Origin of the sequence: Bradyrhizobium diazoefficiens USDA 110 (assembly GCF_000011365.1) — a bacterium.
In the GTDB taxonomy this organism is placed as follows: Bacteria; Pseudomonadota; Alphaproteobacteria; order Rhizobiales; family Xanthobacteraceae; genus Bradyrhizobium; species Bradyrhizobium diazoefficiens.
On record NC_004463.1, the window covers coordinates 5,710,317 to 5,732,631 of the forward strand.

The window sequence follows — 22,315 nt, forward strand, 5'->3', positions numbered from 1 at the left end:
GGTATTTTTCGATGCAAAACCCGTTCCGATTTGGGCGGGATCGGCGCCGGTGCAGAATTCCGTAGTTTTGCCGGCTGCGATGGAGATCGCGCGCAGGCATTACGCGGCGATCACACTGCGACATACACAAGCAAGAGCCGGCTACGAACGCGCCGTGGGGTGACTTATTTCTTTTCCATCACGCATTGCAGCGGATGCTGGTGCTTGCGGGCGAAGTCCATCACCTGCGTCACCTTGGTTTCGGCGATCTCGTAGGTGAACACGCCACACTCGCCGATACCGTGATGATGGACGTGCAGCATAATCTTGGTCGCCGCCTCGACGTCCTTCTGGAAGAACTTCTCCAGCACGTGGACCACGAACTCCATCGGCGTGTAGTCGTCGTTCAGGATCAGAACGCGATACAGGTTCGGCCGCTTGGTCTTCGGCTTGACCTTGGTGATGACGGAGGTGTTCGGACCCGTCGGGCTGCCGGAACGGTTCTCGTCGTTGCTCATCCGGGGAGCGCGGGCGGCGGCGGCCGCAGACAGGTCAAGGCTGGAAGTCAATTGCGACATGGCTCAGGCGTTCAAATTCCCCACGGAAGCGTATGACGGCCCGCCGCGCGGCCCCGCCTTTCGGAGCTTCGCACTGGCGCACCGCGCTTTTGGATCGCCGCTTCCAACCGGTCCGGTCCAAACCAGATCGATTGCAGGAATATGGGCTTGCCCCCGCCTCGCCGCAAGCGTGCAAAAGTCCGGCTATGGCGGGCCCGATTCCCGATCCGGGCGATCCTGACCAAGGTTAATCAATCCGGACCGGTTTGACAAAAATTTCCGCCGCGCCGGTCCAGAACAGGTTGACCAGGAACCTAGCCGTTAACGCGACTGCGACGGTTTCGCGCGGGATCGTCTCCGGTCTTCTACGGTACCTGCTGTTCAATCGCTTGGCGCGAAATCGGGCAAAATCGCAAATTTCTAGGACGGCCGTGCTTCGTCCGCCCTGCCCTGTGTCAGCCGCATCGCTCGACGCGTCCGGCACCATCATCACCTCGCAGATCAGCAGCAAGGCGCGGACCCAATTCAACGCGCTGTTCATTCGTGCTGTGCGCATCGAGCGGGTGAGCATCCGATCCACACCATGCAGGCGAACGCCGGCAGCGCCCTGCCCCCAAGCGTGCTGCAATATCGCGCGAGCAGCACCGGCAAATTCTGCTTGGTCACGCCGGCGAACCCGACCGCGCTCTGGCACGGATCGGTCGCGACAACAAAAAAGCCCGGCTGGTTCAGCCGGGCTTCTTGCTTCCAGGATGTCCGGGAAAAGTTAGTTGGCGGCCGGGGTGAACTTCGACACGATGGTCTCGACCGGCTTGAATGCCTGCTTGGCGAGGTCGCTGTAGAGGCCGGCAATCTTCTGCGATTCCGCGACGAAGGTCTCGTAGGCGGAACGGGCGAAGTCGGTCTGCGCTTCCATCGCCTTGTCCAGCGACTTCACGCCGGAAAGCTTCTCGACGAAGGACTTGGTGTCTTCGAACGACTTCTTGGTGTAGTCGCCGTAGGCGCTGGCGATTGCCTGGAGGCCGTGCTGCACCGAGGTCGCGGAGGCGACGCACTGCTCGAACTGCTCTTTCCCGTAGCTCTGAAAGTCTTCAACCTTGAACATTTCGGAATCCTTTTCCCTGGCTCGCGTCGGGAAGCCCCGGCTCCCTGACTCTGCCCACAATTAGTGCAACGCACAAAAAAGTCAAGAATCTTGTGCGTCGCACAAAAACTAGATCCAAACCGAAGAGATTCCCGGGGTTTCCCGCAAGGGTTCCTTAAGCTTTTGGAAACCGCGGACCCCTACCTTGATTCCCTGGACGTGTTCAGCTTCCGCAAGCGGCCAAAAGCCGTTTGAGAACATCACCTTAGCCAGAATAGCGGCTCAGGTTCAACGTCCCCCGCGGCGAACACCAGCGGAGGGGCAGCCTGGGCAGGTAATGATCCCGGGTCCATTGGGCACAATTTCGCCTCACGGGCCGGTGATCAAGTCAGAAACGGGGACGGGGTTTCATGCTTCGTAAAAACTTGTCTTCCTCGCGCTTGGCGCGGGTCGGGGTTTTCGGGCTTCTTACGGTCACCACCGCGGTCATCTTCACCACCGATGCCGCCGAGGCGCGGCGTCACCGCCGCCACTACGCGCACCACCGGGTGCAGCGCGACGTGTCCGAGAGCTCCAGCCCGAAATTCGCGTCGATCATCGTCGACGGCAATTCCGGCTCCGTGCTCCAGGCAACGAGCCCCGACGGGATCCGCCATCCGGCGTCGCTGACCAAGATCATGACGCTCTATCTGCTGTTCGAGCGTCTCGAGTCCGGCAAGATGAAGCTCGACACCGAGATGCCGGTGTCGCAGCACGCCGCCGATCAGGATCCGACCAAGCTGAACCTGCGTGCCGGCCAGACCATCCGTGTCGAGGACGCGATCAAGGGTCTCGTCACCCGCTCCGCCAACGACGCAGCCGTGGTGATCGCGGAAGCGATCGCCGGCGACGAGGACGACTTCGCCCAGATGATGACGCGCAAGGCGCGTTCGCTCGGCATGTCCAAGACGGTCTACCGGAACGCCAACGGCCTTCCCAACGACGAGCAGGTCACGACCGCGCGCGATCAGGCCACGCTCGGCCGCGCCATCCAGGAGCGCTTCCCGCGCTACTACCGCTATTTCGCGACCTCGACGTTCAACTGGCGCGGCCAGTCGATCCGGAACCATAACCACCTGCTCGGCAGCGTCGAGGGCGTGGACGGCATCAAGACCGGCTACACCCGCGCCTCCGGCTTCAACCTCGTGACCTCGATGCGCCGCGGCAACCGCCACCTGATCGGCGTGGTGCTGGGCGGCCGCAGCGGCGGTTCGCGCGACGCCATCATGCGCAACCTGCTCGCGGAGAACCTCGACAAGGGCGCGACCAGCCACACCGTCGCCGCGGTTACCGAGCGTAGCGGCGCTGACGCCGCTGCCGAGGTCGCCGATGCGTCGGATACCCCGGCCCGCACCGCTCCGCAGGTCCAGGCCGCGGCCGCCCCTGCTCCCGAAGCAGCCCCGTCGCGTCTCGCCTCGCGCCTGTCCACGCTTGCGGCCGCCACCGCCGCAATGCCACCCGCTCAGCCCAAGCCTGAAGCTCGGCCGACTGAATCCAAGATCGAGCCCGCGCCGCTCACCAATGGCGTGATCTCCAGCCAGCCGCTCTCGATCATCCCGGGCTCGTCCGAACCGATGAAGCCGGTCCGGGTCAAGACGGTGCAGGTCAAGGCCGGCACCGTGAAGGTCGCCTCCGCCGCCCCGTCGCAGGTCGCGCCGCAGATTACCAACACGGTTGCCTCCCGCTCCGACGTCGCGGAAACCTCCGGCGCCGTCGTCGCCCGGGCCGATCTGATCAACAAGCCCGAGATCCAGAGCCAACCGGAAGCGCCGAAGGCGGAAGTCGCCCGCACCGAGCTGCCACGCCAGCCGGCCGGCTTCGGCACCGGCAACGGCGTCCTCGGCGTGCTGCCGGCTGCGACCGCCGCCGCGCCCGCCCCGGTCGCTCCGAAGCTCGCCTCCGCCGACCCGGCGCCGCAGGCGATCCAGATGAGCGCCACCACCAAGCCGGTCGTCACGCACAGCGGCTGGATCGTCCAGGTCGGCGCGCTCGAGAGCGAGAACGAAGCCCAGCAGCGCATCGACGCAGCGCGCAGCTCGGCCCGCGGCCTGCTCAGCAAGGCGGATCCGTTCACCGAGCCGGTCGTCGCCAAGGACAATCGCAAGCTCTACCGCGCCCGCTTCGCCGGGCTCGAGCGGGATCAGGCCGAAGCCGTCTGCCGCGCCCTGAAGCGCGCCGACATCTCCTGCATCACCGTCCGCAACTGATCTCCCGCACCGTTCCGAAAAATGCCCGCGCCTTGCGCGGGCATTTTTGTTTTCGGCATGCGGCAAGCCAAAGTCGGTTCCGCGACAACCTCTCGTCAACGTTTTACGGTTAAATTTTTACTCAAGAGATCGGCCACGCCGAAATGGCGGGCATCGGGGCGACGACAGACAGAGCCAACGGAGATCACGCGGTACGGGCGTTTGTAGCGTAGTGCCGGAGTTAGCCGTTATGCGTGCGAAGCAGAGTATCCTTGGCCTCGTTTACCCGGGCAGCGAGATACGTCGAGCCCCCCTGGTCGGGATGGAGTTTCTTCATCAGGGACTTGTGGGCCCGGCTGATGTCGTCGCGCCCCGCTCCCGGCTGCAAGCCAAGGATCTGATAGGCCTCCTCCGTCGTCATTTTGCCGCTCGCCGCCGTGCGGCGCTGCCCCCCTGCCGCATCGCCCTGCGCGTTCTGACGCCAGGCGGGAAACCTGCGGTCCAGATAGCTTTCAAGTAAGGCCACGCTCTCGGCGTCGAACGCCGGGACCATCGCCAGCAGGCCGGCGAGATCGAACTCGTCGAGATCGCGCCCGGCGTGAGGCCCGGCAACGATCTGGCCTCCGAGTCGGCCGGAATCGTGATCGAGCCGCATGTCGAGGAATTGCGAGCGCACGCGCGAGGCCTGCCCGGGCGCAGGCGCCGCACCGCCACCGAACAGCCCGCCGATATTGCCGAAGCCGGCGTTCGTCAACGGCGTCCAGCCGAGCAGCCCGGCGCCGAAAATCCCGAGCGGGATCGCGACGGCCAGCTCGCCCCGCAAGCCCGTGAAGGCTGCGACCGCCAGCGCGACCACGCCGCCGCCGAACTTGATAGTGCGCGCCAGCACCGCCGGGTTGGCGGCGCGGAACATCTGAAGCAGCAGATACAGCGTGATAACGGCGACAGCGCCAGCGATCAGGGTCATGGGCGGAATATAGGCGCCCTGTTGTCAAAAAGCATGGCGTCCTTTCGCCCGTCGGCAATTGGCAGATGACATGGAACGCTGGCTTGCCCGATAGTCCGGCGCGACGATTGAGGGAGACAATGCGTAGCGGATTCAAGCCGCCGATCGTGCCGGCCGCCTTCTTCGGCATCGTGCTTGGCCTTGCCGGCCTCGGCAATGCCTGGCGCGCCGCGCATCAGGTCTGGCATTTGCCGGCGATCGTCGGCGAGATCCTGCTCGCGCTCGCCTCCATCGTCTGGGCGCTGCTGCTCGTTCTCTTCATCCTGCGCTGGATCCTCGCGCGCGCCGAGTCGCTCAGTGAAGCCCATCATCCGGTACAATGCTGCTTTATTGGTCTCGCCGGCGTCTCCACCATGCTGATCGCGATCGCGGCGGAGCCCTACTCGCACCTTGCCGCCGAGATCCTGTTCGGCCTTGGCGCGGCGTTCACGCTCGGCTTCGCGCTGTGGCGGACGGGGTTGTTGTGGCGCGGCAATCGCGATCACACCGCGACGACACCGGTCCTGTATCTGCCGACCGTTGCCGGCGGCTTCGTCACCGCGGCGGTTTCTTCGGTGCTCGGCTACCCCGATTGGGGACAGCTTGCCTTCGGCATCGCGCTGTTTTCCTGGCTCGCAATTGAATCCGTGCTGCTACATCGGCTCTACACGGTCGCGACACTTCCAGTCGCACTGCGGCCGACGCTCGGCATCCAGCTGGCGCCGCCCGCGGTCGGTGCCGTCGCCTATCTCGCGATCAATGGCGGCGTGCCCGACATGGTCGCGCATGTCCTCGTCGGCTACGGACTGATGATGGCGCTGCTGCTGCTTCGCCTGCTGCCGTGGATCATGGAGCAGCCGTTCTCGGTGTCGTACTGGGGCTTCACCTTCGGCGCCACCGCGCTTGCGATCGCACCGATCCGCATGGCCGGCCACGGCGACACCGGTGCGATCGCGCTGCTCGCGCCATGGCTGTTCGGAGCCGCCAACATCGTGGTCGGATTGATCGCGCTGGGCACGCTGCGCCTGATCCTGCAGGGACGCCTGCTGCCGCCGGTCGCAGCGCCGCCGCCAACGCAAGCCGCGCCAGCGTAACCTGCTACTTCATCTGGCCGATCAACTGGGCCGCACCGCTCGCGCTCTTGGCCAATTTCAGCAGCGCCTCGCGCCCGCCGGCGGCATAGGCCGCGGCCGCCCGCAACAGCTCGCGCAGCTGTGCCGCAGCGCCGGGATCGAAACGGCACCAAGCGCCGCCGGTCAGGCGCGCGATCTCGCGAAACGCCTGCTCGGCCACCGGGTCATGACCTTCCTGGAACACGAAGACAGGCACCTTGAGCATGCCGAGTTCGCCGGCCTTGGCGCAGAGCTCGTCAACCTTCTCCTCCATCGCATCGCCGACGAAGACCACGGCCCGCACGCCCGATGCGACCGCCTCGCGCCGCGCCTCGCTCAGCACCTTGCCGATCTGGGTGTCGCCGCCGCGGCAGTCGATCTTGCTCATCAGCGTCGCGAGCCTGGCGCTGTCGGAGATCCACCCCGTGGCACGGCACTCGTTGAAGCCGCGATAGTAGACCAGCCGGATGTCGAGACTGCCGAGCGCCGCGGTCTCGCGAAACATGTCGGCCTGGAGCGCGCAGGCCATGTCCCAGGTCGGCTGCCGGCTCATCGTCGCATCCAGCGCGAAGATCAGCCGGCCTTTCGCGCCGGGAGCATGCGGTGACAGCGCACGCGCCTTGGCGACAAAGGCGGCGATATCGTCCGAGGTCGACGTCCCGGCCTGCGGCACCGCGCCGCCTGCTTGCGGCGAGACGGCATCGCGGCCGCGCGGTTTGATGGGTTCGCCCGACATGCCTTGGCCCTTCGTGAACGGCTAATGTGGTTAGCGCGTGCAGCCCGGTCAATGTGCAAAGCCTCCGCGGGCGAGCGCCGGCGGAGGCTTTGAATGTCGTTTCTGACTATGATGAAACGTCAGCTCTTGGCAGGCGCCATCAGAGCGACCGGACCGGGCTCGAGAATCTTGGGTGGAGACGATTGCGTATCGACCGGCCCTACCTCGCTGTCAGTCGCGCTCAGGAATTTGTCGAGCATGCCTTGGATCGAGTTCTTGGCCACATCCGGACCGGTGTCGCGCATGTCGTTGTGCTGGAATTCGGTCTTCACGACCTGGATGCCGGCCTTCTCGCATTCCTCGTCGCTCGGGATCACCCCCGCATCGGTCTTGAACTGCGGATCGGTGGAGCGGAACGACAGGATCTTGAACTTGCCGGCGGTCACGAACGGCACGCGCAGATTGTCCAGCGTGACGACCTTCTTGACCTCATCCGGATACTGCTTGGCGAAGTACATCGTGATGTCGCCGCCCATGGAGTGGCCGACCATCGTCACCTTCTCGTAGTCGGCGTTGGGCTGAACCTTCTTCATCTCCTGCATCGCCAGGTGGATATTGGCCACGCCGCGCAGGATCTGCGGCAACCGGCCGACATAGAGCTCGCCGGGCTTGGTCACCATCGGAGGATCGGTCGGCAAATCATGCTGCGGGCTCACGACGAGGTAGCCGCGCGCAGCGAAAATGTTAGCAAGGAAGCCGTACTCGGTGTTCTTGACGGTATTGCCATGGTTGATCACGGCGACAGGCATCGTGATCATGCCGGCATTGGCCTGCATTTCCTTGTCGCGACGGATCGCGATATCGACGGGCACGGGACGGTTGTCGCGCGAAGCGTCGTAGAAGGTGATGGTCTCGTGCCTGATGGCCCACTTGCTCGCCGTGAAATAGGCGATGCCGCAGAGGGCACTGACCGAAACCAGAACGGCAATTCCACGCTTCATTTTCGTCCTCAGCCTCAGGCTCTTGCGGCCTGAATCCCTGTTGAAAATCGTGTTCTTCCGGGGCTCTTCGGCCCCTGGTCGCCTATTCGCTAATATATGTCACAGCCGCGTGACAGGAAGGCCAAATATTGTGAACTGGCAGCCCTTTCATTGTGCGCCGCACACGTTTCTTGGGCATCCTCCTCTCATACGGCTACGTCAGGGTGCAGATCACCATCCGATGCAACCGGTCTCGATTGGGTGCAATTTCGCAGTAAACGTAGAGTGAAAACGGCCGAGGGCGGGCTCAGTTCCTGCGGGGGACCGGCTTATCAGGCCGCTGGCAGTAGCGATATACCGCTAAATCAGGCGCCGAGGATGTCGTGGACCTCGAGCGGCTTGTCGACCTGGCTGAACCACTCGGCGCGGTTGGCCGCGCGGCGGCGGCCGCGCTCGTCGAGCGGCAGCTTGAGCTGGCGGAGCAGGCTCGTCACCTCTTCCCGCGCGGTGAGATGGCCGAGATTGGGCCGCATGCCGAGCGTCGCCTCGTCGATCTCGTCGAGCGCAGTGAGGCCGCGCGGGAAGAATTCGCGGTAGACGACGCGCTCGGCGAAACCGTCGATGTAGCGGAAGCCGAGCCGCAGCGACAAATCCTTCAAGCCGTCGGCGACAAGCTGCTTGTTGCGGGAGCCGAGCATGGACAGGCGGTTGCGCACCACGATCCAGTCGGTGCTCGAGCCGTCGAGCTGGCGACGCTTGCGGCGGGTATCCCGCACCATCTCGGCATAGTGGCTCTCGCCGGTGACCGCATAGTTGGCGGGGTCGACGGTGCCGAGCACGTCGAAATCGAGGAAGCTGTCGTTGATCGGCGTGACCAGCGTGTCGGCCATCGAATGGGCGAGCCGCATCAGGTAGCTGTCGGTGCCGGGCGTATCGATGACGATGAAATCGAAACTGCTCTCGACCGCAGAGACCGCCTCCATGAACTGCTGGAACTCGGAGTTCTCGTTCTCGGCAATCTGCATGGTCTCGCCGAGCTTGATGCAGCGATGCACCGGCAGCTCGAGATCGAGCTTGGTGCGACGGGCCCAGGCGGCGCGGTTGTTGATGTAGTGGGTGAAGCTTTGCTGGCGGCAGTCGAGGTCGATGGTGGCAACGCGCTGACCGGCCTTCAGGAGCGCGACCGCGATGTGCAAGGCAGTGGTCGATTTGCCGGAGCCGCCCTTCTCGTTGCCCAGCACAACGACGTGCGCCGAGCCGGATTGGCCCTGGCTAGCCTGCACAAGCATGGTGATCCTCAACACCCCTAAGCAATATCTTCAAGTTGGCCGCGTCTGCGGTCAAGTGAAATGCGTGACAGGATAGCGAAATCACAGTGCGTTAGTCTTCATCATGAATTGCGTCGCCGCCTCGCGTCTGCGATTCAGCCCACAATGTCGCGACGTCGTGCGCGGCATTACGCGGGATGCTGTGCCGCATCCGGATGCATGGCGTCCACGATCGCTGCTTGTTAAGGTTAGCCGGCTGCACGCCGCGCCCAACCTATCCCCAAGCCCCCTGAGTCCTGATGTCACGAAGCCCTCTGATCGCCCGCACGGTCCCTGCGCTCCGACGCGCCGCCGACAATCTTCGCAAGCGAAAGGCCACGATCGCGCTGGTCCCGACCATGGGGGCGCTCCATGACGGGCATGTGTCGCTGGTGCGCCTCGCGAAGCGGCGCGCCAGCCGCGTCGTAGTCTCGATCTTCGTCAACCCGACTCAATTCGCCCCGACCGAGGATTTCGGCGCCTATCCCCGAACCTGGAAGGCCGACATCGCCAAGCTCGCGGCCGAGGACGTCGACATCGTCTGGCACCCGGGCGTCGAGGCCATGTATCCGGAGGGCTTTGCGACCCGAATCGTGCCGGAGGGTCCGGCCCTGGCCGGCCTCGAGGATCGCTTCCGGCCCCACTTTTTCGGTGGCGTCGCCACCGTCGTCGGAAAGCTGTTCACGCAATGCCGGCCGGACTTTGCGATCTTCGGCGAGAAAGACTTTCAGCAACTGCGGGTGGTGACGCAGATGGCGCGGGACCTCGATCTCGGCGTCAAGGTGATCGGCTCCCGCACCGTGCGCGAGCGCGACGGGCTCGCGATGTCATCGCGCAACGTCTATCTCTCACCGCAGGAGCGGCAGACCGCGACCACGCTCTACCGCGCCATGAAGGACAGCGCCGGCCGCATTCGCGCCGGCGAGGCCATCGCGTCGGCGATGGCGCGCGGCGCCGCGACCATCAAGGCGGCCGGCTTCGTGCTCGACTATTTCGAGGCCCGCCACGCCGAGACGCTGGCACAGGTCACCTCGCGCAAGGACGGCCCCTTGCGGATCCTGGTCGCAGCCAAGCTCGGCACGACCCGGCTGATCGACAATATCGCGGTCTAAAGCGCGATGACGACATCGCGCTTCAGGTTACTGTTTGAGCATGATCTTTCCGGAAAACCGCTACACACTTTTCCGGATCATGCTCAGAGCAATCCGAGATCGCGCAGCTCGCGCCGCATCGGCTCCGGCATCGCCGCGATCGTGCCGGCGGCGGACTTGCCGAGATCGGGCGGTACGGAATCGTCCGCGAGATAGCGCCAGCCCTGGAACGGTCGCATCGGCCGCGGCGAGACCGGGATCACCTTCGGCTGCATCACGATCCGGCAGCGCCCGATGCCGTCCTTGTCGCGGAACGGCTCGATGCCGATGATCTTTTCGCGCGCGGCGATCTCGCCCTTGATGACCCAATAGAGCGACCCGCCCGAGAGGATCTCGGCGTCGCGCTTGGGCACCATTCGGGTGATGTGGATGTGATGTTGCGGCAGACCCTTCTTCTTGGCGGTCTGCATCCGTTCGGCCACCCACTCCTTCAATTCCTTGACGGAGTCGCAGCCGACGGCGAGCTTGATCAGATGGAGTGGCATGCCCCAGCATTAGCGGGCCGGCCGCAGGTTTTCAAAGCCGAACTATTCGTTATCCGCAGCCGCGGGAGCCGCAGCAGCCGGCGGCGGTGCCAGCGGAACCGGTGCAGCTGCCGGTGCGCGCGCAGCCTTCGGCGCCGGCGGCTTCTTCGCGGCCGGTGCCGCAGGCGCTGCGGCCTGCGCCGAGGTCGTGGCCGGCGCGCGCGGAGCCGGCGCTGCGTTCGCGGCCGGCGCGGCCTGGCGCGCCGCCGCTGTAGGCGGTTCCGGATTCATGATGCTCACCGGCGGCGTCGACGAGGCGCTCGGGAATTCAGCGTTGGTCGGCTTGCCCGTCGGCATCGACGGCGGCAGCGCGGCGAGCGCACCTGCGGCCGGTGCTGCCGCCGCGGGCGCGTTCCAGGTGGGCGCATAGCGTGCGACCAGCATGTCGTAGAGATGGGACTCCATGTTGGCGGCGACCTGCTGCTGATCGGTCAGCGAGCGGAAGGCGGCGCAATCGAACCGGGTGCAGCCGTCGCGGGCGATCAGCACCTGCGCGACGAGGCCGTAGCGATCGCGCTCCAGCGCCTTGCGCAGCACCTTCATGTCCAGCGTCAGGCTCTTGTCGACGGTCGCGGCGTCGCCGAGCGCGGTCAGCCGGTCGATCCTGGCGGCGGTGTAGGAGACGGCCGCGGCCGCCGCATCCGGCGAACCGAACAGCGCCTTCTCGCAGCCAATGGCCACGGCATCGCCGGCAAGATCGTCAAGGCAGGACAGTGCCGGCAGGCTCGCGGTAACAACGCCCTGCGCGCGCGCCTCGGCCGGAGCGGCCTGCCCGTCCGGTCCATAGAGGTGCGCCGTGGCAGCCACCGCGATGGCAATGGCAAGCAGCGTGATGACGGTCAGCGCACCGTTGGCAACCGATCTCTCGGCGCGCAGCAGCGTGATCATGAGGATCAATCCGAAGAAGCCCGCAGCCGCCAGCGTCATCCACATCGGGACGGCCGGCGAGCGCCAGATTTGGTCGAGCGACGAGGCCCATGCCCAGTTCATGCGCGACGTCCCCTCACGCGAGCAAAGAGCGAATGGTCAAAGCGAGCACCGTGAGCCGGCAACTGCCCCCGACCCACCTTGTGAAGGTGAAGCGGGCCTTTTGACGGCGAGCGCAGGAAATTCGTCCGCGACATCAACGGGCGGCGGTGCCTCAGGAGAGCGCGAGCTGGCTTTCCTTGGCGACCCGTTCGAAGGCTTCAGTCGAGCTCTTGATCCGGTACTGGCAGTCGTCACCTTCCGTCGGCAACAGGCGGATGATCTCATACGAGCCGCTGGCAGCCGGGCGCGCGACGTTGCTGGCCGTGAACAATACGCGCGTTCCAACGGGGAATTTGTGCTTCAACACCCTCTCCATTACTCAAACAACGCCTGCCTCGCCCATGGTCCCACTGCGATGGCCGGCCGGAAACCCAGCCGTTATATAGCACGCATGCGGCGTTTTTGGCCAGCCTCATGCGAGCATGGCAAACACACCAATCTTGAAGTCTTTTCAGGACGATAACGGGAACAGCGGGCCACGCTAATACCGCTGGAACCGGGCCTCAGGCGGTATGGGGCAGATGACCCTGCGGGCTGGCCTGGTCCACCGCCTTGGGCAGCTCCTGGGCCAGGATCTGGCCCAGCTGGTCAACCGGGATGTTGTAGCGCGCAGCCAGCTGGCGGACGGTGTCGTTGCCGAGCACCGCGCGGAGCTGGTCGGCCGAGATCGGCAGGTTCTGGCCGTTGCCGAGCCAGGATTTGACCTGGTCACCGAACCCGGCCTGCTGAAGCTTGGCCACGATCGCGCTGAGGCCGCCCTGATTGTTGCTGCCGAGCACCTCGCTCAAGACGGCCGGCAGCACGGCGGCGCCGAGCTGGCCGAGCGCGCTGCGGAGCGCGGGGTTGTTTTCCAGCGAGTCCAGGATTCCCATGGCGTGCCCTCTTCCAAGCCGCAACTCGGTACGATTGAGCGCCGCCGGCTGGTGTATCGTCAAGCGGCGCCCGATCACATTCGCGGGTTACGCGTCCTCGAACTTCGCGATGACAAGCGTCTCGGCAAGCCCCTCGCGGGTCCATTCCTGGAATGCCGGCAGCGCCATCATCGTCTCCATGTAGGCCTTGGTATCCGGTGCCACCTCGATCGCGTAGGTGCGGAAGCGGTGCACGACCGGCGCGTACATCGCGTCCGCCGCGCCAAAGCGGCCGAACAGGAACGGTCCCCTGGCACCATGACGCGCCCGGCACTCGCGCCAGATCTCCTCGATGCGCGCAACGTTGGCCTTCGCATCGGCCGACAGCGCCACGGGGCGGATCGGCCGGTGCAGGTTCATGCCGCATTCGCTGCGCAAGGCGACAAAGCCGGAATGCATCTCGGCGCACACCGAACGGGCATGGGCGCGGGCCGCGGCATCATCGGGCCACAGCTTCACTTCCGGGTAGCGCTCGGCGATGTATTCGATGATGCTAAGCGAATCCCACACCGTGGTCTCGCCGTCGACCAGCACGGGCACCTTGCCGGCGCGGCTGAAGGACAGGATCTGCTCCTTGTCCGCGGGGTTATCCGTGTAGAGCGGGATCAGGGTCTCCACGAACGGGATGTCGTTGGCGCGCAGCGCGAGCCAGGGCCGCATCGACCATGACGAGTAGTTCTTGTTGCCGATGGCAAGTTTTAGTGCAGCCATGTCCACTGGTCCTTCCCAAGTCCTCTGGATGCGGCTGCTTTTAGCGCCATCGCCTGCCGTCAATCAATCGTTGCTGCGCCCGGCCTTGCGTGGCAATCGTTGCGATGCTCGCGAGGAGAGAGACATGAGCAGGCATTGGGTCGACATCACCGCCGTCGGCTTCTTCATCGTCGAATGGCTGGTCTATGCCCTGACCCTGGAACACTCGGCCTATGGCCGCGACAGCCTGTCGGCGCGCATGAACCGCTATCGCGAGGTCTGGGTGCGCCGGCTGCTCGACCGCGAGACGCGCATGGTCGACATGCAGATCATGGCCTCGCTCCAGAACGGCACCGCCTTCTTCGCCTCCACCAGCCTCATCGCACTCGGCGGCGCGCTGGCGCTGCTGCATGCGACCAACGACGCCATCACGATCCTGAGCAAGCTGCCGACCGACCTCAGCACCTCGCCCGCAATGTGGGAGCTGAAATGCGTCGGTCTCGTGCTGATCTGCGTCTACGCCTTCTTCAAGTTCGCCTGGGCCTATCGCCTGTTCAACTATGTCGCCATCCTGTTCGGCGGCATGCCGCCGGCATCCCAGCGCGACACGCCTGCGGCCGAAGCCCATGTCATCCGCACCACGCGCCTGTTCGAATCCGCCGGCCGTCATTTCAACCGCGGCCAGCGCGCCTTCTTCTTCGCGCTCGGCTATCTCGGCTGGTTCGTCAGCCCCTGGGTGCTGTTCGTGACCACGGCGGCCGTGGTGATCGTGACATGGCGCCGGCAATTCGCCTCGAGCGCATGGTCGGCGATGGCGCCGGAGATGGTGGATGGCGAGACGATGAGGAAGCGCGGTCATTGACCCCAACTCTCTCCACGTCGTCATTGCGAGCGCAGCGAAGCAATCCAGAGTCTTTCCGCGGAGGGATTCTGGATTGCTTCGCTGCGCTCGCAATGACGGAGCAAGGGGCGGCATCGCCATTCTCCAATCCGCATCTCAATTTGCAGACACGCCTTCACATCCTCGCGGCGTAATTCGCCCGAGCTTTGCTTCGTCGCTCTGCTCTCTTGAGCCAAGAGGGCGCAGGGAAGGCCGGGTGCCGGCTGGCACCCGCGGTCCGCTGCGCGAAAAGCACACGCAGGAAGAACCGCACAGCAGCATACAGGTGTAGCCAATCACTCGGCCTTCCCTGCGCAGTGGTTGGACGGCTTATGCCGTGCTCTCCCGGGAGCCGAGTTCCTGCTGGCCTCCCTCACTCTCGCGAAAGTCGCCGGCACCACGCCGGTTGACGTGAATGCCGCATCCGCAAGAGCTTGACCGTAGCAACGACGGCCAGGACCACACGTCTATATTTTGGCATTCGGTGAAACACGCCGAAACTAAGAAAATCCTTTAAAATAAGGCATTTTCGACTAGCCTGATGCGGGCTGTTTCAGCGGGCTTCACCAAAATAAGGGCCCGGCCCTGAGCCTTTCAGCGTCCGCACGACAAACTGAAAGCCCCAAAGCCGAGCCTATGGTCCCAAGCCCTAGGAGCCGAAACCACATGGATAGTAGCATTATCGCCTCCCCTGCCGGCAAGCGCGGCCGCAACAGCAGTGTCATCCTGACCGACCGCCTGTGCGAGAAGCGAGTCGCCAAGCGGACCAAGTTCTACGACCGCAAGTGCCCTGGCCTCTATGTCAGCATCACGACCGCGGGCGTTGCGACCTTCTCCTTCAAGTTCACCGACAGGCAGACCGGCAAGCAGCGCACTGGCTGGCTCGGCGTCTACAATCCCGAGACCTTCACGGTCGAGGACGCTCGTAGCAAGGTCTACGGTCTCAAGGGCATGGGCGGCGAGGCACTCGCCGAGACCTACCGTGACCAGAAAGCTGCGAAGACGAAGCGCGGCAAGACCGTTGCCGAGATCATCGACGAGCGCATCGCGTGGATGAAAACGCTGGTCAAAAAGCCCGACGGCGAGATGCGGCCCCGGCTGGAGAGCTGGGAGAACACGGCAAGCCACCTCGACCGCTTCATTCGCCCCCGCCTGGGCAAGAAGTTGGCCATGGAGGTCACCAAGCACGACATCGCGACCCTGTCGAACGACATCGTCGGGGGCAAGTTCGGCAAGCCGTCGGTCAGCAACGCGCGCCACATGCGCAAGGCAGCTTCTGGTCTGTTCGAGTGGGCGGCGGAGGCAGGACGCGATTACGTAACGGCCAGTCCCTGCGTCAATTTGCCGAAGCTCGACCCTGAGCATCCCCGTACCCGGGTGCTCTCCGAGGACGAGATCAGGACCTTCTGGCATGGATTGGATCGCGCCGACCTGCCTTGGGACCGCAAGACCCGGCTCGCGCTCAAGCTCGAGCTCGTCACCATGCTGCGGTCACGAGAACTTCTTGGTGCGCACCGGGACGAGCTGTTTGACCTCGACGGCGAGCATCCGCGTTTCGACGTTCCCCTGAAGCGGGTCAAGAAGCGCCGGGTGATCCAGCAGCCTTTGTCTGATCTTGCGGTCGAGATCACCCAGGAAGCGCTGACCTCGGATGATCAGCAGTATGTTTTCGAGAGCCCCATGTACAAGGGCCAGCCGATCCACCGGAAAGCGATGGCCGACGCGCTGCGCGGGACAAAGCACGAGAAGAATAAGGACAAGACCAAGACCGCCGGGCTTTGCGAGCTGCTCGGTCTCAAGCCGTTCACGCCCCATGACCTGCGCCGGACGGCAGCGACCCTGGCTGGCGACCTCGGCTTCGACGACGCCTGGATCGCGAAGTGCCTCGATCACGCCGCGAGCAAGAAAGCCGAAGTCGTGGTGCCGACTGTCACCGGCAAGGTCTACAATCACTCCAAGCGGATGAAGGAGAAACGCGCGGTGCTGGACGGGGTCGCGGCCGAGCTGAGGCGGATCATTGGAACGCCTGTCGTGAACGCCCAGAAGCAGGAGCGCGACAAGATCGCCGCCTGATTGCATATGCCTACCGACGCCGAGCCCGGTCGAAGCTCTCGCGGGCTCCTTTTCCCCTGCGTAGGGAAAGGTTCAAGGCAGAAAAATCAAGATTAATCAACGGCGTATGGGTGTCGCGATCCGATGACGGTCCGGCTGCGAGAAAATTATATGAATGCCGGTGGAGCCTGTGGATGGCGGTGAAATCTGGCGGCGGGTGTAACAGTCACGCTACAATTATCGGATGACGAATCCCATGCCGAAGATCCTGCTTGCGCTGGCCGCGGTAGCCGTTCTGGCGACCAACGCTTCGGCCGACGTGCTGAGGTGCAAAATCGAAGGCTTCAGTGACAGCATTTTTATCACGTCTGCACCCGATACCAATCAGAACGACGGTCAATACGCGCGGATTGGCATCTCCCCCGGCATCGGAAGCAAGGCCTTTGCTTTCGCCGACCGCATGGGGGCTCACGTATTCGTCGAATTGAATGCCGATGGTACACCTGTTGGGCTGTTGACGGTGCAGAAGGATATGCGCGTGATCAATTCACGTCAGTCCATCGATCCTTCGGGCAAGGTTCTTGCGCCATCCCAAACTGCGGGCGTGTGTACTCGATGCGCGTCGCTAAAGGCATGTTCGCCACGATGACTAAGACGGTAATCGCACTGCTGGCGTTCGCACTGACGATTGGCGCAGTGTCGGCGCAAAATCGCAAAGAAATTTATGAGTTGCAGGAGCGATGTGGCAAACGAGCCGAGCAGATTTACGAAAAGGATTTCCCAGTCGGTGAGCGGAAGGGTCTCGAATCCTTCGAGAACCACTACAACATCCGGCTAAACCGTTGCTTCATACTCGAACAAAACACCATGATCACCAAGGATGCGGGTAAGTCCTACACGATAAGAATGCTCACGCTAGTCGATGTGAACGACAACAAGGTCTACGGCAGTTTCAGCTCACTCAACTGCGCTGTGCAGAACGTGACCTGCAGATCGGAGCAGGAGTTTCGGTCATTGATCCGGCAGTTCATGGAAGATCGAGGGGAGCAATGAAACCATTTCAAAGACTCAGCCACGGCGATGAGCGGACGGTGGTGCTGCAGCTAAAGCAGAGCGATACAGCCGAACTTTTTGACCTTCTAAAATACGTCGGTGAACACTTCACAGAATGCGCCGACGAGTATCTAAGAAGCGGGGAGCACGAGATGCGAACAGAAAGCACTAATCTCGCGGCAATCGCTGCAAGGCATTGGCTGGAAATAAATCATCAGCTCATATTCAAAAGGCCGTCAGGGTTGAAGCTGCCGCCATAGGTCCATGTACCCGCAAAAAATCACCTTCGGCGAGATGCGCGAGTCCGGCGCGCGCGATGTGTCGGCCTTCCTAAACTATAAAACATCCGGGTAAGCTGCTATTGGCAAGCCTTTCAACCGGAGTTCCTATGCTCGATTTGAAGAAGAAGTCCGATCTTCAGCGACTTGTTGACGAAGGTTTAGAGGAAAGCCTCACCCTGGACTACAAGGCGTCCCCCTCCCTGGCCCGAGACAGCGGTAAGCCCGAGGAATTGTGCAAGGACGTGAGCGCACTGGCGAACTCTGCCGGTGGGCAACTGGTCTATGGCATCGAGGAAGACAAGGCCGCAGGGAAACCCTCAAAGGTCGATGATGGCGTTGTCGATCCGAAGATTACGAAGGAATGGATCGAGCAAATTTTGAACTCGAAAGTCCAGCCGCGTATGGATGGTGTTCGAATTGAACGAATCGATATGGAGACTGGCAAGTTCGGCTACGTCATTACCGTTCAGCAGTCACAAATCGGGCCTCATCAGGCTCCAGATGGCAAATACTACAAGCGGTTCAATTTCCAGTCTGTGCCGATGCACGACTATGAAATCCGCGATATCATGCGCCGTTCCACGACGCCTGACCTGCACGTCGTTCTCTCATTCGGCAGCGGGAATAAGTTCACAGTCCAGTATGCGTCTCACCAAGAGCTGTCGCAGACATTCTTGCTCGACTGCACAGTCATCAATAATTCGGCCACACCAGCGACGTTCGCGATCGTGGAAGTTCTCATCGACTACGACATCGTGAATCCCTTTGCCCTTGACCCGTTCATTCAGGTTGGGGCGATTGACCAAGCACCGGCACCGAAGCTCCGTATCTTCCGCCGAACGATATCGGCTCCGCCCCAATTGCCGATTTTCAAGGAGGCTGTTGCGGATTCGCACAAGGCGCAAATCGCGCTCCAGCTTCCGTCATCGTTTCTCGGCAGCACCTACACCCATCTCCAGACAAAGATCATGGCCCAAGGCGTTTCGAGGCATGAGGATTGGGGCATCATCACTAAGGGTGCCACCATGGAGCTGATCCCGCCCGAATCTCCCCTACTCATAAAGACCTTGTGATGACCGAAGATCAAATTGTTCGGGACGCTTGGAATATCCCCCACACTTTCGGTATTGCTGGCACAGTCTGCATGGCGCTGAAGGTGATTAACCGGCTTTCGCGCCTAGCCACGCAAACCGAGAGAGACAAATAGTAAGGCAGTCTCAGGTTATCGACGTCTACCTAGCGGACGAGGTGTGCATGTGTATCCAGGGCCAGGTGCACGGCGAACTTCACCGGCTGGTGCAAAAGTGCAGGAGCGAACCAAGGGATGGCTAAGCGGGAGATTTTTTCGTGTCCGCTGATCGGAGCAACGCCAAAAGGGGAAAGGGAAAATTCGTGACCAGCGCCTTCGGATCTGGAGAGGAGCGGAGACTCCGGGTGGCGGACTTGTCGGCGCATCACCTAACAGCGCAATCTAAAGCAAACTGGCGTCTCGCCGACATTCCGAGGGCGATCTTATGCACGTTGGCATGCATTCTGTTCCATGTAAGTGCTTAATCGATATAAAGAATTGTCGCCTCACATCTCAGCCGAGTGTTGCGGCTTGGCTACATCAACCTGCCGGCGAACGGGATAGCATTGACTACGTAGGTGGGCGTCGTGCCTTTTTTGAATTCTTTCTGGGAGATTTCTCGTAATGAAAAAGCTTCTCGTTGCCGCGGCCGGAATGATGGCCGTGGGTCTATCCGCTCCCGCGTCGGCGGCTGATTTGGCGGCGCGTCCGTACACCAAGGCGCCGCCCCCGATTGTCGCTCCGATCTATGACTGGACTGGTTTTTACATCGGCGCCAACGGCGGGTGGGGCCAAAGCCGCGGTTGCGTGGATTTCGTCACGCTTGCAGGAACAGTCGCTGGTGGTTGCGCTTCTCGTTCCGGAGGTCTTGTCGGCGGACAGATCGGGTATCGCTGGCAAACAAATCAATTTGTGCTCGGATTGGAAGCGCAGGGCGATTGGGCCGACATCAAGAATACGCGCGTCAGCCTGATCGATCCGCTGCTATCGACCACCGGTAAAACCGACGGCATTGGTCTCTTCACGGCGCAACTCGGTTGGGCGTGGAACGCGTCACTGCTCTATGTGAAGGGTGGTGCAGCCGTGACCCACAATCGTCTTGATGTCTTCAATAACCTGACCGGGGTCGGTCTGGACTCGGCAAGCCACACGCGCTGGGGCGGTGCGTTGGGCGTCGGCTGGGAGTATGGCTTCGCGCCTAACTGGTCGGTCGGCGTTGAATACGATCACCTCTGGATGGGGAATGACAACCGCACCTTCGCAGGCGCAGGCGTGCTCTCGCCCGGTGGCGTTACCCTCCTCGGCGACAGGGTTAGCCAAGATGTGGACATGGTCACCGTTCGGTTGAACTATCGTTTCGGTGGCTTTGGTGCCCCGATCGCGGCCAGATACTGACCGAACTAGACTACGCAAACCAAAGCCCCGGCTCGCCGGGGCTTTTTGCGGGTTGAGCATCCCAAGCGGTTGCTACGTTTTGCAATGTCTCAGTTGGGAGCAACAGCAGGCCTTTTGCTTGACGGAACGCGCTCGTCGATTTGCCGACGGCTACGTGCGCCTGACCGTGGGCGTCGCCTTTCAGTGCGGTATCCCGGCGGTCTTCGGCAGCACACCTCCGGAAACGACCCAACTGTCATACGATCGGAACTTGAGGCCGAGCCGCTCATAGTAGACGCGCAGATTGCCGTCGCTGCCGCGAGTGACCGCATCGGGCCTCACCGTCTGCACCTCCTGCGCGATCACCCCGACGTAGGCCTTGTCACTGCCGTTGTATGCGAAGCGGTAATAACCGAGACCGTTGTCGAGCCGACCGAGGAGCACTACGTCGTGCTTGAGGTTGATATCCGACCTGCGCCCGCCACCCCGGCCTCCGCCGCCTCGAAACCCTCCTCCGCCGCCACCGCGAAATCCTCCGCCCCCGCGGCCACCGCCGCCTCGGAATGCTGCCGCTCGATGTCCGCCGCCCGTGAACCTCGCTCCACCGCCGCGGCCCGCCACAGGCCTGACATGGGCGGCTCTCGAAGCCCCGCGGTGCACCGCGCGACCGCCGGACCTTGCGCTCCTGGCCGCCGTCGAGCGGTTACGCGCTTGGCGATTGCCGACCGTTCTGCCGGCGCCGGCCTGCCGATTTCCCCGACCTCGGTCGGCGCGTTGAGCGCGGTCGGCCACGTTAGCCCGGTTGGCGCCGGTCCCTAACCGCCGCGCGGCGGCCGCGCCGGCTGCGCCCGCCGCGATGCCCGCGCCGGCGCGTCGGTTCGCGCTGCCAAACCTTTGTTGCAGGTTCGGATTGTTGTAGCGTGCGCCTTGTCGGTGCCTTACGTCGTGCTGCCAATGCTCGACGCGAGCACCGCGGTTGATGTCGATAGCTCCGCCGCCCCAGTTGACCCGGCTGCCGCCCCACCATCCGCCGCCGCCCCAATAGCCGCCGGTTGCCCACCGCCCCAGTGCGTAGGCTGCGCCGAACGCGATCCCAGTCGCGATGATGCCGGCGCCGATATAGCCGGGGTAGCCCCAGTAGTAGGGGTAGGCAGGATAGTCAGAGTAAGACCAATCGCCGAAAACCACCTGAGGCTCGTAGTAGGGAACGTAAATACTGTCAGTCACAGCGGGTTCAATGTAGATGAAGCGCCGGTTCTGATCTTCCTTTACCGTTACATTCTGCTCTCTCGTTGTGACCAGCTTCTGCCTGTCGTAGGCTTTGGACCGCAACCGCTGCACGGCGTCCATCACCTCCTGCTGCTGCGCGAGAAACGCCTCGCCAAGTTTCTGGGTCCACTCGAGATGCTCGTTCATCATCTGCAGAACTGATGGCGTCGCGACCAGCGCCTTGACGCTCCCGTCCCAATCCTGTTTCTCCGTGGCGGCCTTGAGGGCGTCCCCCATGAGGCCCTTGTTCTGGTTCATCCAGCGATCAGCGTGCACCACCTCAAGCGGATAGGTCGATGCCATTAGCACGTTCGATAACAATGTATCTGGATACAGCGCAATCGGCGCGACCAGCGCATCGAGTTCGGCTGGTTTAAGTGCCGCCTGCTCTGGAACCGACGCCGGTGCACCGCTTGGCGCCTGAGGCGCATTATCGTTTGTCTGGGCCTGCGAAGGAACGCTGGTGCACAATAGTCCGATTAAGCCACATGTCCAACATATCGTTCTAACGACCCGCATGTTCCGCGTCCTCCTAGTCTCGCAGTATCGAAACATGACGTACATCCAACGTGCATCTCTAATCGTCGTCATCTTCGGGTTCGATACTGTGCTCGATCACATCGCTCATCCCGCGCATGACGACATATGATGCGAAAGACATTCGTTTTTTCTGATCCTCGCTCAAGGTTTTGTAGAGCGGCTCCCAAGCATCGGCGAGCTTCTTGAGATCGGCGCCGCGCTGAATGAGCCGATCCGCTCTCCGTTGCATAAGCTCGACCGGATTGCTCTGGTGGAGGGGATCCATCGCGCCGTCGTGCAATTCGGCTATCCGTTCTAACCGGGCCTGCCGGTTCTTCGCCCTAGCGCGGATGGCGTCCTCAACGGCCGGCCATAATTTTTCCTGATCGGGCGTCAATTGCAAGGCCGCCTTGATTATGCCGACACGCATATCCGTTAGGCTTTTCATGTCGGTGGCGCTGAGTTGCCCTACTCCGCCGGTTGATGATGTCTCTGCTGCGTAGGAGAGAGACGAAGTTGTCATCAAAAGTGCAATTGCTGCGATGGCTGCTTTCTTTGTCACGGCAAAC

General features: G+C 62.8%; 24 protein-coding genes. 10 read left to right on the forward strand and 14 right to left on the reverse strand.

Annotation, left to right across the window (positions count from 1 at the left end; genetic code table 11):
- Positions 1 to 164: 164 nt before the first annotated feature.
- From clpS to BJA_RS25985, 3 genes are all read right to left on the reverse strand, one after another.
- Complete coding sequence (clpS, locus tag BJA_RS25975) at positions 165 to 497, reverse strand: ATP-dependent Clp protease adapter ClpS (RefSeq protein ID WP_027548135.1); 333 nt, start codon at positions 495 to 497, stop codon at positions 165 to 167.
- Between the two features lie 286 nt (positions 498 to 783).
- On the reverse strand, positions 784 to 1,107 hold the full coding sequence (locus BJA_RS25980) for a hypothetical protein (RefSeq protein WP_133415024.1): 324 nt from the start codon (positions 1,105 to 1,107) through the stop codon (positions 784 to 786).
- Positions 1,108 to 1,302: 195 nt separating this feature from the next.
- Positions 1,303 to 1,641: a phasin family protein gene (locus BJA_RS25985; protein WP_011087913.1), complete on the reverse strand. Its 339-nt coding sequence runs from the start codon at positions 1,639 to 1,641 to the stop codon at positions 1,303 to 1,305.
- A gap of 389 nt (positions 1,642 to 2,030) precedes the next feature.
- Here BJA_RS25985 and BJA_RS25990 point away from each other — a divergent pair, with 389 nt between their 5' ends.
- Positions 2,031 to 3,866: a D-alanyl-D-alanine carboxypeptidase gene (locus tag BJA_RS25990; protein ID WP_011087914.1), complete on the forward strand. Its 1,836-nt coding sequence runs from the start codon at positions 2,031 to 2,033 to the stop codon at positions 3,864 to 3,866.
- A 220-nt stretch (positions 3,867 to 4,086) separates the two neighbouring features.
- On the opposite strand, the gene BJA_RS25995 is transcribed toward BJA_RS25990, so the two are convergent.
- Positions 4,087 to 4,812 (reverse strand): DnaJ domain-containing protein, encoded by a 726-nt coding sequence (locus BJA_RS25995; RefSeq protein WP_011087915.1) that lies wholly within the window; start codon positions 4,810 to 4,812, stop codon positions 4,087 to 4,089.
- Between the two features lie 119 nt (positions 4,813 to 4,931).
- Here BJA_RS25995 and tehA point away from each other — a divergent pair, with 119 nt between their 5' ends.
- Positions 4,932 to 5,924: a dicarboxylate transporter/tellurite-resistance protein TehA gene (tehA, locus tag BJA_RS26000; RefSeq protein WP_038966370.1), complete on the forward strand. Its 993-nt coding sequence runs from the start codon at positions 4,932 to 4,934 to the stop codon at positions 5,922 to 5,924.
- A gap of 4 nt (positions 5,925 to 5,928) precedes the next feature.
- Here the strand turns inward: tehA and BJA_RS26005 are convergent, their stop codons facing one another.
- The 3 genes from BJA_RS26005 to BJA_RS26015 all read right to left on the reverse strand — a co-directional run bounded on the left by BJA_RS26005 (position 5,929) and on the right by BJA_RS26015 (position 8,926).
- On the reverse strand, positions 5,929 to 6,678 hold the full coding sequence (locus tag BJA_RS26005) for a hypothetical protein (protein WP_011087917.1): 750 nt from the start codon (positions 6,676 to 6,678) through the stop codon (positions 5,929 to 5,931).
- 119 nt (positions 6,679 to 6,797) lie between these two features.
- On the reverse strand, positions 6,798 to 7,658 hold the full coding sequence (locus tag BJA_RS26010) for an alpha/beta fold hydrolase (protein ID WP_011087918.1): 861 nt from the start codon (positions 7,656 to 7,658) through the stop codon (positions 6,798 to 6,800).
- Between the two features lie 344 nt (positions 7,659 to 8,002).
- On the reverse strand, positions 8,003 to 8,926 hold the full coding sequence (locus tag BJA_RS26015; RefSeq protein WP_011087919.1) for a division plane positioning ATPase MipZ: 924 nt from the start codon (positions 8,924 to 8,926) through the stop codon (positions 8,003 to 8,005).
- Positions 8,927 to 9,204: 278 nt separating this feature from the next.
- Here BJA_RS26015 and panC point away from each other — a divergent pair, with 278 nt between their 5' ends.
- On the forward strand, positions 9,205 to 10,056 hold the full coding sequence (gene panC, locus BJA_RS26020; RefSeq protein WP_011087920.1) for a pantoate--beta-alanine ligase: 852 nt from the start codon (positions 9,205 to 9,207) through the stop codon (positions 10,054 to 10,056).
- A gap of 83 nt (positions 10,057 to 10,139) precedes the next feature.
- Here the strand turns inward: panC and BJA_RS26025 are convergent, their stop codons facing one another.
- The 5 genes from BJA_RS26025 to BJA_RS26045 form a co-directional block, all read right to left on the reverse strand.
- On the reverse strand, positions 10,140 to 10,580 hold the full coding sequence (locus tag BJA_RS26025) for a DUF1489 family protein (protein WP_011087921.1): 441 nt from the start codon (positions 10,578 to 10,580) through the stop codon (positions 10,140 to 10,142).
- 42 nt (positions 10,581 to 10,622) lie between these two features.
- Positions 10,623 to 11,609 (reverse strand): hypothetical protein, encoded by a 987-nt coding sequence (locus BJA_RS26030; protein WP_011087922.1) that lies wholly within the window; start codon positions 11,607 to 11,609, stop codon positions 10,623 to 10,625.
- A 151-nt stretch (positions 11,610 to 11,760) separates the two neighbouring features.
- Positions 11,761 to 11,964 carry a hypothetical protein gene (locus tag BJA_RS26035; RefSeq protein WP_011087923.1) on the reverse strand — a complete coding sequence of 68 codons (204 nt, stop codon included), beginning with the start codon at positions 11,962 to 11,964 and terminating at the stop codon, positions 11,761 to 11,763.
- Between the two features lie 187 nt (positions 11,965 to 12,151).
- The gene (locus BJA_RS26040; protein WP_028171531.1) at positions 12,152 to 12,520 is read right to left on the reverse strand and encodes a YidB family protein; all 369 of its coding nucleotides are present in this window, start codon (positions 12,518 to 12,520) and stop codon (positions 12,152 to 12,154) included.
- A gap of 87 nt (positions 12,521 to 12,607) precedes the next feature.
- Positions 12,608 to 13,270 (reverse strand): glutathione S-transferase family protein, encoded by a 663-nt coding sequence (locus tag BJA_RS26045; protein ID WP_038966379.1) that lies wholly within the window; start codon positions 13,268 to 13,270, stop codon positions 12,608 to 12,610.
- A 124-nt stretch (positions 13,271 to 13,394) separates the two neighbouring features.
- Here BJA_RS26045 and BJA_RS26050 point away from each other — a divergent pair, with 124 nt between their 5' ends.
- From BJA_RS26050 to BJA_RS26080, 7 genes are all read left to right on the forward strand, one after another.
- Positions 13,395 to 14,111 (forward strand): DUF599 domain-containing protein, encoded by a 717-nt coding sequence (locus BJA_RS26050; protein WP_011087926.1) that lies wholly within the window; start codon positions 13,395 to 13,397, stop codon positions 14,109 to 14,111.
- 684 nt (positions 14,112 to 14,795) lie between these two features.
- Positions 14,796 to 16,202, forward strand: coding sequence for a tyrosine-type recombinase/integrase (locus BJA_RS26055; RefSeq protein ID WP_051000307.1), 1,407 nt, complete (start codon positions 14,796 to 14,798; stop codon positions 16,200 to 16,202).
- Positions 16,203 to 16,437: 235 nt separating this feature from the next.
- Positions 16,438 to 16,830 (forward strand): hypothetical protein, encoded by a 393-nt coding sequence (locus tag BJA_RS26060; protein ID WP_162494118.1) that lies wholly within the window; start codon positions 16,438 to 16,440, stop codon positions 16,828 to 16,830.
- Positions 16,797 to 17,234: a hypothetical protein gene (locus BJA_RS26065; protein WP_038966380.1), complete on the forward strand. Its 438-nt coding sequence runs from the start codon at positions 16,797 to 16,799 to the stop codon at positions 17,232 to 17,234. Before BJA_RS26060 ends, BJA_RS26065 begins: the two co-directional genes overlap by 34 nt.
- Entirely contained in the window at positions 17,231 to 17,494 is a 264-nt protein-coding gene (locus BJA_RS26070) for a hypothetical protein (protein WP_011087930.1), read from the forward strand. The genes BJA_RS26065 and BJA_RS26070 overlap by 4 nt, the downstream gene beginning before the upstream one ends.
- A gap of 128 nt (positions 17,495 to 17,622) precedes the next feature.
- Positions 17,623 to 18,588 carry an AlbA family DNA-binding domain-containing protein gene (locus BJA_RS26075; RefSeq protein WP_011087931.1) on the forward strand — a complete coding sequence of 322 codons (966 nt, stop codon included), beginning with the start codon at positions 17,623 to 17,625 and terminating at the stop codon, positions 18,586 to 18,588.
- Positions 18,589 to 19,208: 620 nt separating this feature from the next.
- Positions 19,209 to 19,979, forward strand: coding sequence for an outer membrane protein (locus BJA_RS26080; protein ID WP_011087932.1), 771 nt, complete (start codon positions 19,209 to 19,211; stop codon positions 19,977 to 19,979).
- A gap of 180 nt (positions 19,980 to 20,159) precedes the next feature.
- Here the strand turns inward: BJA_RS26080 and BJA_RS26085 are convergent, their stop codons facing one another.
- Together BJA_RS26085 and BJA_RS26090 are read right to left on the reverse strand one after the other, a co-directional pair.
- On the reverse strand, positions 20,160 to 21,746 hold the full coding sequence (locus BJA_RS26085) for a DUF3300 domain-containing protein (protein WP_038966389.1): 1,587 nt from the start codon (positions 21,744 to 21,746) through the stop codon (positions 20,160 to 20,162).
- A 58-nt stretch (positions 21,747 to 21,804) separates the two neighbouring features.
- A complete protein-coding gene (locus BJA_RS26090; RefSeq protein WP_038966390.1) occupies positions 21,805 to 22,308 on the reverse strand; it encodes a Spy/CpxP family protein refolding chaperone in 504 nt (167 codons plus the stop codon).
- Between the last annotated feature and the right edge of the window lie 7 nt (positions 22,309 to 22,315).

Coding starts and splice junctions, on each gene's coding strand:
- clpS (WP_027548135.1), bottom strand. CDS start 497: ATGAGCAACGACGAGAACCGTTCCGGCAGCCCGACGGGTCCGAACACC.
- BJA_RS25980 (WP_133415024.1), bottom strand. CDS start 1,107: ATGCTCACCCGCTCGATGCGCACAGCACGAATGAACAGCGCGTTGAAT.
- BJA_RS25985 (WP_011087913.1), bottom strand. CDS start 1,641: ATGTTCAAGGTTGAAGACTTTCAGAGCTACGGGAAAGAGCAGTTCGAG.
- BJA_RS25990 (WP_011087914.1), top strand. CDS start 2,031: ATGCTTCGTAAAAACTTGTCTTCCTCGCGCTTGGCGCGGGTCGGGGTT.
- BJA_RS25995 (WP_011087915.1), bottom strand. CDS start 4,812: ATGACCCTGATCGCTGGCGCTGTCGCCGTTATCACGCTGTATCTGCTG.
- tehA (WP_038966370.1), top strand. CDS start 4,932: ATGCGTAGCGGATTCAAGCCGCCGATCGTGCCGGCCGCCTTCTTCGGC.
- BJA_RS26005 (WP_011087917.1), bottom strand. CDS start 6,678: ATGTCGGGCGAACCCATCAAACCGCGCGGCCGCGATGCCGTCTCGCCG.
- BJA_RS26010 (WP_011087918.1), bottom strand. CDS start 7,658: ATGAAGCGTGGAATTGCCGTTCTGGTTTCGGTCAGTGCCCTCTGCGGC.
- BJA_RS26015 (WP_011087919.1), bottom strand. CDS start 8,926: ATGCTTGTGCAGGCTAGCCAGGGCCAATCCGGCTCGGCGCACGTCGTT.
- panC (WP_011087920.1), top strand. CDS start 9,205: ATGTCACGAAGCCCTCTGATCGCCCGCACGGTCCCTGCGCTCCGACGC.
- BJA_RS26025 (WP_011087921.1), bottom strand. CDS start 10,580: ATGCCACTCCATCTGATCAAGCTCGCCGTCGGCTGCGACTCCGTCAAG.
- BJA_RS26030 (WP_011087922.1), bottom strand. CDS start 11,609: ATGAACTGGGCATGGGCCTCGTCGCTCGACCAAATCTGGCGCTCGCCG.
- BJA_RS26035 (WP_011087923.1), bottom strand. CDS start 11,964: ATGGAGAGGGTGTTGAAGCACAAATTCCCCGTTGGAACGCGCGTATTG.
- BJA_RS26040 (WP_028171531.1), bottom strand. CDS start 12,520: ATGGGAATCCTGGACTCGCTGGAAAACAACCCCGCGCTCCGCAGCGCG.
- BJA_RS26045 (WP_038966379.1), bottom strand. CDS start 13,270: ATGGCTGCACTAAAACTTGCCATCGGCAACAAGAACTACTCGTCATGG.
- BJA_RS26050 (WP_011087926.1), top strand. CDS start 13,395: ATGAGCAGGCATTGGGTCGACATCACCGCCGTCGGCTTCTTCATCGTC.
- BJA_RS26055 (WP_051000307.1), top strand. CDS start 14,796: ATGGATAGTAGCATTATCGCCTCCCCTGCCGGCAAGCGCGGCCGCAAC.
- BJA_RS26060 (WP_162494118.1), top strand. CDS start 16,438: ATGCCGAAGATCCTGCTTGCGCTGGCCGCGGTAGCCGTTCTGGCGACC.
- BJA_RS26065 (WP_038966380.1), top strand. CDS start 16,797: ATGCGCGTCGCTAAAGGCATGTTCGCCACGATGACTAAGACGGTAATC.
- BJA_RS26070 (WP_011087930.1), top strand. CDS start 17,231: ATGAAACCATTTCAAAGACTCAGCCACGGCGATGAGCGGACGGTGGTG.
- BJA_RS26075 (WP_011087931.1), top strand. CDS start 17,623: ATGCTCGATTTGAAGAAGAAGTCCGATCTTCAGCGACTTGTTGACGAA.
- BJA_RS26080 (WP_011087932.1), top strand. CDS start 19,209: ATGAAAAAGCTTCTCGTTGCCGCGGCCGGAATGATGGCCGTGGGTCTA.
- BJA_RS26085 (WP_038966389.1), bottom strand. CDS start 21,746: ATGCGGGTCGTTAGAACGATATGTTGGACATGTGGCTTAATCGGACTA.